Annotated in this window: 10 protein-coding genes and 1 riboswitch; of the genes, 4 read left to right on the plus strand and 6 right to left on the minus strand. The window is 68.0% G+C overall.

The features are described from left to right. Window positions 1-31: 31 nt before the first annotated feature. The 3 genes from I0Q12_RS24910 to I0Q12_RS33845 are packed head-to-tail and all read right to left on the minus strand — an operon-like array spanning window position 32 to window position 1,449. Window positions 32-289 (minus strand): hypothetical protein, encoded by a 258-nt coding sequence (locus I0Q12_RS24910; protein WP_197255718.1) that lies wholly within the window; start codon window positions 287-289, stop codon window positions 32-34. Further along, window positions 276-809, minus strand: a complete 534-nt coding sequence (locus I0Q12_RS24915) for a flavodoxin domain-containing protein (protein WP_197255720.1) — start codon at window positions 807-809, stop codon at window positions 276-278. The genes I0Q12_RS24910 and I0Q12_RS24915 overlap by 14 nt, the downstream gene beginning before the upstream one ends. A 25-nt stretch (window positions 810-834) precedes the next feature. Further along, window positions 835-1,449: a YdhR family protein gene (locus I0Q12_RS33845; protein ID WP_231611376.1), complete on the minus strand. Its 615-nt coding sequence runs from the start codon at window positions 1,447-1,449 to the stop codon at window positions 835-837. 194 nt (window positions 1,450-1,643) lie between these two features. Between I0Q12_RS33845 and I0Q12_RS24925 the strand changes: the two genes are divergently transcribed. After that, window positions 1,644-2,825, plus strand: a complete 1,182-nt coding sequence (locus tag I0Q12_RS24925; protein WP_248674400.1) for a PLP-dependent aspartate aminotransferase family protein — start codon at window positions 1,644-1,646, stop codon at window positions 2,823-2,825. Between the two features lie 6 nt (window positions 2,826-2,831). Here the strand turns inward: I0Q12_RS24925 and I0Q12_RS24930 are convergent, their stop codons facing one another. Further along, window positions 2,832-3,455, minus strand: a complete 624-nt coding sequence (locus I0Q12_RS24930; protein ID WP_197255724.1) for a DJ-1/PfpI family protein — start codon at window positions 3,453-3,455, stop codon at window positions 2,832-2,834. A 107-nt stretch (window positions 3,456-3,562) separates the two neighbouring features. Between I0Q12_RS24930 and I0Q12_RS24935 the strand changes: the two genes are divergently transcribed. Beyond that, on the plus strand, window positions 3,563-4,279 hold the full coding sequence (locus I0Q12_RS24935) for an SOS response-associated peptidase (protein ID WP_197255726.1): 717 nt from the start codon (window positions 3,563-3,565) through the stop codon (window positions 4,277-4,279). Window positions 4,280-4,342: 63 nt separating this feature from the next. Here I0Q12_RS24935 and I0Q12_RS24940 read toward each other — a convergent pair whose 3' ends face one another. Both I0Q12_RS24940 and I0Q12_RS24945 read right to left on the minus strand, forming a co-directional pair. Further along, on the minus strand, window positions 4,343-4,744 hold the full coding sequence (locus tag I0Q12_RS24940; protein WP_197255728.1) for a hypothetical protein: 402 nt from the start codon (window positions 4,742-4,744) through the stop codon (window positions 4,343-4,345). A gap of 27 nt (window positions 4,745-4,771) precedes the next feature. After that, window positions 4,772-4,884, minus strand: a riboswitch (SAM riboswitch). Between the two features lie 55 nt (window positions 4,885-4,939). Continuing rightward, the gene (locus I0Q12_RS24945) at window positions 4,940-5,848 is read right to left on the minus strand and encodes an enoyl-CoA hydratase/isomerase family protein (RefSeq protein ID WP_197255730.1); all 909 of its coding nucleotides are present in this window, start codon (window positions 5,846-5,848) and stop codon (window positions 4,940-4,942) included. A gap of 88 nt (window positions 5,849-5,936) precedes the next feature. On the opposite strand from I0Q12_RS24945, the gene I0Q12_RS24950 reads away from it, so the two are divergent. Continuing rightward, complete coding sequence (locus tag I0Q12_RS24950) at window positions 5,937-6,740, plus strand: enoyl-CoA hydratase/isomerase family protein (RefSeq protein WP_197255732.1); 804 nt, start codon at window positions 5,937-5,939, stop codon at window positions 6,738-6,740. Continuing rightward, window positions 6,737-7,513, plus strand: a 777-nt coding sequence (locus I0Q12_RS33850) for an AMP-binding protein (protein ID WP_374068781.1), incomplete at its 3' end; no start/stop codon positions are given. The genes I0Q12_RS24950 and I0Q12_RS33850, both read left to right, overlap by 4 nt.

Here is a 7,513-nt window from a genome sequence, read left to right on the forward strand (position 1 = left end):
GCGACCTCCTTTTTCCGAGCGAGCGGTACATTCAGTCGATCCAAGGAGACGAGCGATACATTCGCTCGGACGCACGGGTCGACGACGCGCCGGGCAGCACCGCCGCGAACACCGCGCCGTGCGGATCGTCGCCGAGTACGCGCTGTGCGATCTTCGCGGCGAGCGACGACGCCGTCATCCCGATCGTTTCCGCGCACGCGCACAACACGATCCATCGCCGCACGGTCAGCCCGCGACCTTCGAGAGGGCCGGTTCCCGGGGTTTCCGTCGGTGCGCTACCGGACGTCATCGCCACTCCCGGCATGGACGGTGGCGACCCAGCCGTCGACGTCGGCCCAGTCCCGGGCGTCGCCGTAGTGTCCGCCCATCAGCCGGAACAGGATCCGGCCGAGGCCCGGCCAGTCGCCGGGCGCGATGGTTCCGGCGAAGAACCGGTGCCCGCGCACGTCCGCCGTCGACCGCAGCGCCTGCACGGCCTTCGGCTCCGGCGTCACCCGCCGCAGGTATCGCGCGACCCGGGACGACAGGAGGCTGCTCGTCGCGCCCACCGACGACACCGAAAACGCCCACACCGCACGACCGGCCAGGTCCGGGCCGAGCCGGTCGAGCGCGGCCGCCGCCTCGGGAAGCCACTGTCCGTTGTGGATCGCGCTGCCGACGACGAGGACGTCGTACCCGTCGACCGAGTCGACGCCCGACAACTCCTTCGCGTCTGCGGTATGACCGGCTCGCTCGAATTCCGCGGCGATGCGCTCCGCGATCCCCCGTGTGGATCCTTTCGCGGTCGCGTATCCGACCAGCACCTTCATGAATCACCCTCCCCTTGCAGCGACCTCACGAAATGCTGCTCAGCCGCCACCACTCGCCGGCGTCGGTGTCGCTCGTGCGGTCCCGCCCGGCGGCGGCGAGAACGTGGTCGCGCCACAGACCCGGCAACACGCGGTTGCGGATCGAGGCGTGTTCGCTGACCAGCGCGAGCGGCCACCACAGGGCGCGGACGTAGTCCCGCGCGCTGTCGGCGCCGTCCCACTGGTAGAAGCCCCGGTACCGACCGGCCTCGTCCGCGGTGAGCCACAACTTCGACACGAATCCGGGAAAGCCTGCGAACAGCGGTGTGTTGAGCATGCTCTCGGCGCGGAACAGCGCGTGTCCACGGCCGCGCACACCGCGCAGCCGGAATGCGACCACCAGGATCACCGGTTCGGCCGGCTCGTCGCGATCCGCCACGGTTTCGCGGTAGACCACCGCGGACGTTCCGTCGGCGAAGGTCATCGTCCGGCCCTTGTTGCCGGTCGGGAGGTGCAGGCGCCGGTGGGCCAGAAGCGACGCGGTGCGTCCGGCGCAGCGCCCGAGACGCGGCAGCGCGGTGCGCAGCGGCAGCGGTTCCGGCCGGTCGTCCGGCTCGCCGCCGGCTCCGAGCGGGTTCGGTGCAGGATCGCTCGTGGTCATCGCCCAGTCCCGTCGTCTCGATGACACAGACATCGGAGACGCTACGCCGCGCTCATGTTCGGCACGACCTGATCCTTGTCGGCAGAGGTCCTCTTCTTGTCGGCAGACGTCCCGAGACGGTGGCTCGAGGTGCCGAACCGCGCATCCGCGATACTCGGTGACGTCCGAGGAGTCCCATGGAACGGAGCGAAGGCGTGAAGGATGCATCAGCGGGTCGGTCTACCAGGGCCATTCACGGCACCACCGTCACCGACGCCCACGGTGCGCCGCACATGCCGGTCTACAACACCACGACCTTCGCGTTCGAGAACACCGCGGCGCTGCTCGACGTCGCCGACGGACGCGTCCGCGGCCCGCTCTACACCCGCTACGGCCTGAACCCGACGATCTTCGCCCTCGAGGAGACGATGGCCTCGATCGAAGGTGCCGCCAGCGCGTTGGCGTTCTGCTCGGGGATGGCGGCCGAGACCGCGCTGTTCGCGCACTACGGGCGCGACGGGATCGTGTGTGTCGGCGACGCCTACGGCGGCACCATGGAACTGCTCGGCAATCAGCTCGCGCAGCTCGGTATCACCACCACGTTCCTGCTGGGCGACGAACTCGACCGGCTCGAGGACGTGCTGAGCGACGGAGCGAAACTGGTGTTCTTCGAGACTCCGACCAACCCGGCGCTGGGCATCTACGACATCGCCGCGATCTCGGACCTGGCCCACCGCTACGGCGCGAAGGTCGCGGTCGACAACACCTTCGCCTCGCCGGTCAATCAGCGCCCGCTGGAGCTGGGCACCGACCTCGTCTCGTATTCGGCGACGAAGTACCTCGGCGGACATTCCGATGTCACCGCCGGATTTGTGCTCGGCGCAACCGAACTCGTCGAACCACTGAAGGCCTGGCGGAAGAGTTTCGGTTCGACGATCGCGCCGGAAACGGCGTCGATGCTGTCGCGCAGCCTGCGCACCCTCGTCGTTCGGGTGCGTCAGCACAATGCCAACGCGCAGGCGGTCGCCGAGGCCATGGAGGCCGATCCGCGAGTGTCGCGAGTTCTGTATCCAGGTCTGCCGAGCTTTCCCGGTCACCTGCTGGCGGCGAAGCAGATGTCCGGGTTCGGCGGGGTCGTCACCATCGAGGTCGCGGCGGACGCAGAGACGACCGTGCAGGTCGTCGACCGGCTCGAGTTGTTCGCGTTGGCGCCGAGCCTCGGTGGGGTGGAAAGCCTGGTGACGCAACCGGTCACCACCACCCACTACGACCTCTCCCCCGAAGAACGCGAACGGCGCGGGATCACGGGATCGATGATTCGCCTGTCGATCGGGCTCGAGGACTCCGACGATCTGATCGCCGACCTCACCCGGGCGCTCGACGTCGTCGAACGCTGAGTTCGGCTATTCGAGTCCGTGCGCCACGGCGAACAGATCACGGTCGGGGTCGGTGTGCAGCTCCAGCTCGATCTCGCGCGCGGCCCGCTCGGCCTCCTCGCGGCCGAACAAGTGGGTGAGCAGAGCACCCGTCATGTCCATGCCGGCGGCCACCCCGGACGAGGTCCACCGGTCGCGGTCGTGCACCCATCGTGCGCTCGGCGCCCATTCGACGTCGGTGCCGTGACCGGATGCCCACTCGAAGGCCAGCTTGTTCGACGTCGCCCGATACCCGTCCAGCAGCCCGGCGGCGGCGAGCAGGGCGGAACCGGTGCACACCGATGTCACGATCGTCGCCGTCGAGGCCCACTCTCGAAGCCAGGCGAGGAAACGTTCGTCTCGGACAAGGGAACGGGTGCCCATCCCTCCCGACACCAGCACGATGTCCGGTTCCGGGGCGTCGCCGTAGCTTGCGGTCGCGACGACCTCGGTTCCCTGGCTGCTGCGGACCGGTCCTTCGTGCGGCCCGAGCATCTGCACCTCGACCGAATCGGGGAACCTGCTCAGCAATGCCACGGGCCCGAAGACGTCCAGCAGTTCGAAGCCGTCGAACAGGACGATGGAGACGCTGCGCGTTGCCGATCCGGTCACCTTCCGAGTCTTGCACGACGTCGGCGTGCCCCGGACGACATCACCACCGATCGTCCGCCGTTCCGGCAGGATGGGACGAGAGCCGAACCACGGGAAGGAGCGCACCGATGTGTGGACGCTATGCGAGCACGAGCACCCGCGACGACCTGATCGCGGCGTACGAAACCGCAGCCACGGTCGGTGACGAACTGCCCCCGTCGTACAACATCGCCCCCACCCAGCGGGTGAACGTCGTGCTCGAACGCGCCCCGCGCGACGAACCCGACGCCGAGCCGGTGCGGCAGCTCAACAGCACGATCAGGTGGGGGCTGGTTCCGTTCTGGGCGAAGGACCCGAAGATCGGTTCCCGCATGATCAACGCGCGCTCCGAGACCGTCACGAGCAAACCCGCGTTCAAAGCGGCCGCGGCACGTCGGCGCTGCATTCTGCCGGCCGACGGCTACTTCGAGTGGCTGAAGGACGAGAACGGCAAGAAGATCCCGTTCTTCCTCCACGCCGACAAACCGCTCGCGATGGCCGGCCTGTACGAATTGTGGCCGAATCCGGAACTACCCGAGGACGATCCGAACAGGTGGCTGTGGACGTGCACTGTGCTCACCCGACCGGCGACCGACGCGGCCGGGCACATCCACGACCGCTCCCCCGTGTTGCTGCCGGAGTCGTTCATCGACCCGTGGCTCGACCCGACCCTCACCGATCGCGACGACGTCGAAGCCCTGCTCAACTCGATCCCGGAGCCGCATCTGCACCCGTACGAGGTGAGCACCGCGGTGAACAATCCGCGCAACAACTCCCCGGAGCTACTGCTTCCGGTGAACCCGTGACGGCGACCCGATCCCGTCGGCGGGCGGAAACACCTTTCCTACACCGAGTTCCGCCGGTCCCGCTCACACGAGTGCATTCAGCACCTGCCCGATAGGGCCCGTCTCCGGTTTCGGCGAGGTGCAGTCGGACCAGTGCTCCGAATCGCTCAGCGTGAACACGGTGCGGTCCTCCGGTTCCCGGCCGGGCAGAACGAGCACGCGCCATCGCGGGATCCATTCGCCGATGTCACCGCCGAGGTCGAGAGCCTGGGCGATCGCGTCGACGTCGTGGTGCTGGAACTCGACTCTGTTTCCGTCCCAGGACAATTGCACGGTTTTTCCGTCGACGATCTCGACGAGCACGTGCACCGCGAGATCGCGGTCCGCGAGGGCGTGCCGAGCACGGATGTGATGGACGTGATGGCCGTCGTGGTACGAGCGGCACGTGACGGCGGTGCGGACGATCGAACGAGCGACAAGGATCATCGTGTTCCTCCGGGTAAGCCCCGGGACGGGGCGCTCCTGTCCGAGCCGGTCGGTCTCGGACCGCTTCGTCACCCGAACCACCCGCGAGCGTGGGGTTGGTGTGCCGTCCAGTCGGGGCTTGGCGACGGCAACTCGTGAAGCACCGTCACTGTACCGCATCCCCTCGGTGTGGTTTTGTGGCGACCCCAACCGCCACTAATGCACACCGGCGGCGGAGCCGCCGGGATCGGGGACGTGGAAGTGCTCGTCGCGCAGGCGGAATGCCTCCTTGGTCCCGTGTTCGGCCCTCGTCTTGACGAAGTTGAACTCACCAGGCCCGAACTGCAGGTTCGTGCCGAAGGCGTGGAACAGATAGCTCGCGACCTCCTCGCCCTGGTAGGCCTGACTCTGCTCGACGAGCCGGAACGCCTCCTTCGCGATGACGACGCCGTCGGCGGGCATCTTCGCGGCCTTCTCCGCCCAGTACCGGGCGCGAGCGGTGACCGCACCGGGCTCGCATGTCTCGGTGAACACGCCGAGGTGTTCGACGGACGCGGCGTCGACGATGTCGCCGGTCAGCAGCAGCCGGCGCGCGAGCACCGGTCCGAGCCGGTGGAAGAACATGTGCAGGCTGCCCAGTGCCGGGCCGAGGAACCGGGTCGCGGGCATCCCGATGCGGGTGTCCCGCGCGATCACGGAGATGTCGGTCATCAGTGCCATCTCGAACCCACCACCGAGCGCGTAACCGCTGATCTCCCCCACCGTGACCTTCGGATAGCCCAGGAACTCGTGGTAGAAGCCGAATGTCTTGCGGTCGACGGTGAGACGGCGCCGCTGGCTGGGCCGGCTCTTCTGCGAACGGTCCCACTCACCCTTCGTGCCATACCACCCATATGCGTTGTTCATATCGGCCCCGGTACTGAACACACCGTCGGCGCCCCGCAGCAGCACGACCGTGATGTCATCGTCCTGCGCGACGTCGTCGAGGTATCGGGCGAGCGCGTCGCGCATAGGGGCGTCGTAAGAATTGCGGCGCGCGGGGTCGTTGAGGGTGACGGTCGCGATGCGGCGATCCGGATCCACGTCGAAGAGGACACGTCCGTCCGCGGCACTGGAGCTCGTCATCGTTGTCTCTCTTCCGCTGGATCGGGCATAACGGTATGGGATACTGTAGATACACCAGTATGGCTGTCATCTCCGCAGAAGGAAACACATGCCGTTCGACACGATCGAGTACGAAGTCGACGGGCACACGGCCACTCTCACGCTGAACCGGCCCGAAGCCCTCAATGCGCTCAGCCCCCACATGATCACCGAACTGCGCGCCGCGTACGCCGAGGCGGAGAACGACGACAAGGTCTGGACGCTCGTCGTCACCGGCACCGGCCGCGCGTTCTGCACCGGGGCCGACGTCAAGGAGATCCCCGGTGACGGCAAGGTGATCAACGAGCGCCCGTATCTGTCGACCTACGAACAGTGGGAGGCGCCCCAGGAGGGCACACCACCGTTCCGGACCATGACGAAACCGATCGTCGCCGCGATCAACGGTCTGTGCTGCGGCGCAGGACTCGACTGGGTCACCACCTGCGACATCGTGATCGCCTCGGAGGAGGCCACCTTCTTCGACCCGCACGTGAGCATCGGCCTGGTCGCCGGCCGCGAGATGGTCCGGGTGTCCCGGGTGCTGCCCCGGTCGGTCGCCCTGCGCATGGCGCTCATGGGCAAACACGAGCGGATGAGCGCCGCGCGCGCATACGAATTGGGGATGGTCACCGAGGTCGTCGAGCACGACCGGCTCCTGGACCGCGCCCACGAGATCGCCGGCATCGTCAATTCCAATGCGCCCCTGGCAGTTCGGGGAACACGGCTGGCGATCGTCAAAGGCCTGAACGTCCCGCTGCACGAGGCGGAGATGCTGGCCGAGTCGTTCCGCGAACGCGTGACCCGCACCGAAGACGCCCTCGAGGGCCCGCGCGCGTTCGTCGAGAAGCGGGCACCCGTGTGGCAGTGCCGGTGACCACGCACGCATTGTCCGCGCGCATCGCCGCGGTCCTTGCGCTCGCACCGGATTCGCCGATGGTCGAATTCGACGACGCATGGGTGTCGCGAGGGCGGATGCGCGACGCAGTGCGCCGGATCGCGTCGACCCCCGGCGCCGACGGTGAGGTGGGGATACTGCTGCGCAACCGCCCCGAGTTCGTCGCCGCGCTTCTCGGCGTCCTGGCGGTGGGCGGCACCGTCGTGGTGATCAACCCCGCACGCGGCGACGACCGCACCCGGGCCGACATCGCCGCACTCCGGCTTCCGCTGATCATCGGTGGTCCCGACGACCTGCGTGCCCTCGTCGCACCCTTACCCGGCACCGTGACCGTCGAACTGAGCGGTCTCGATGCCGAACCACACCTCATACCCGCGACTGTCGGACCGGAACTCCGCGACAGCACCGGTGCGCGGCCGTTCGTGCTGCTCCCCCGCTTCGAACTCGATCGGTGGATCGCCGCGGTACGCACGCACCGGCCGCGCGCGGTGTCGTTGGTGCCGGCCGCGCTGCGCACGGTGCTGCATTCCGACCTCGGCCGCGAGGACCTCGCGTCGATCGAGGTCGTCACGTCCGGCACCGCACCGCTGTCCGCCGACGACGCGGACGCCTTCCACGACAAGTTCGGCATACCGGTACTCACGTCGTATGCCGCGACCGAGTTCGGCGGTGGCGTCGCGGGCTGGACCCTGCCCGAACATCGCCGGTACTGGCAGACCAAACGCGGCAGCGTCGGCCGAGCGAGTGGCGGT

The sequence above is a fragment of the Rhodococcus sp. CX genome (assembly GCF_015865005.1).
Lineage (GTDB): Bacteria > Actinomycetota > Actinomycetes > Mycobacteriales > Mycobacteriaceae > Rhodococcus.

What these genes read in the sequence shown, in the direction of transcription:
- I0Q12_RS24910 (WP_197255718.1), bottom strand. Translation starts at nt 289, where the DNA reads ATGACGTCCGGTAGCGCACCGACGGAAACCCCGGGAACCGGCCCTCTC.
- I0Q12_RS24915 (WP_197255720.1), bottom strand. Translation starts at nt 809, where the DNA reads ATGAAGGTGCTGGTCGGATACGCGACCGCGAAAGGATCCACACGGGGG.
- I0Q12_RS33845 (WP_231611376.1), bottom strand. Translation starts at nt 1,449, where the DNA reads ATGACCACGAGCGATCCTGCACCGAACCCGCTCGGAGCCGGCGGCGAG.
- I0Q12_RS24935 (WP_197255726.1), top strand. Translation starts at nt 3,563, where the DNA reads ATGTGTGGACGCTATGCGAGCACGAGCACCCGCGACGACCTGATCGCG.
- I0Q12_RS24940 (WP_197255728.1), bottom strand. Translation starts at nt 4,744, where the DNA reads ATGATCCTTGTCGCTCGTTCGATCGTCCGCACCGCCGTCACGTGCCGC.
- I0Q12_RS24945 (WP_197255730.1), bottom strand. Translation starts at nt 5,848, where the DNA reads ATGACGAGCTCCAGTGCCGCGGACGGACGTGTCCTCTTCGACGTGGAT.
- I0Q12_RS24950 (WP_197255732.1), top strand. Translation starts at nt 5,937, where the DNA reads ATGCCGTTCGACACGATCGAGTACGAAGTCGACGGGCACACGGCCACT.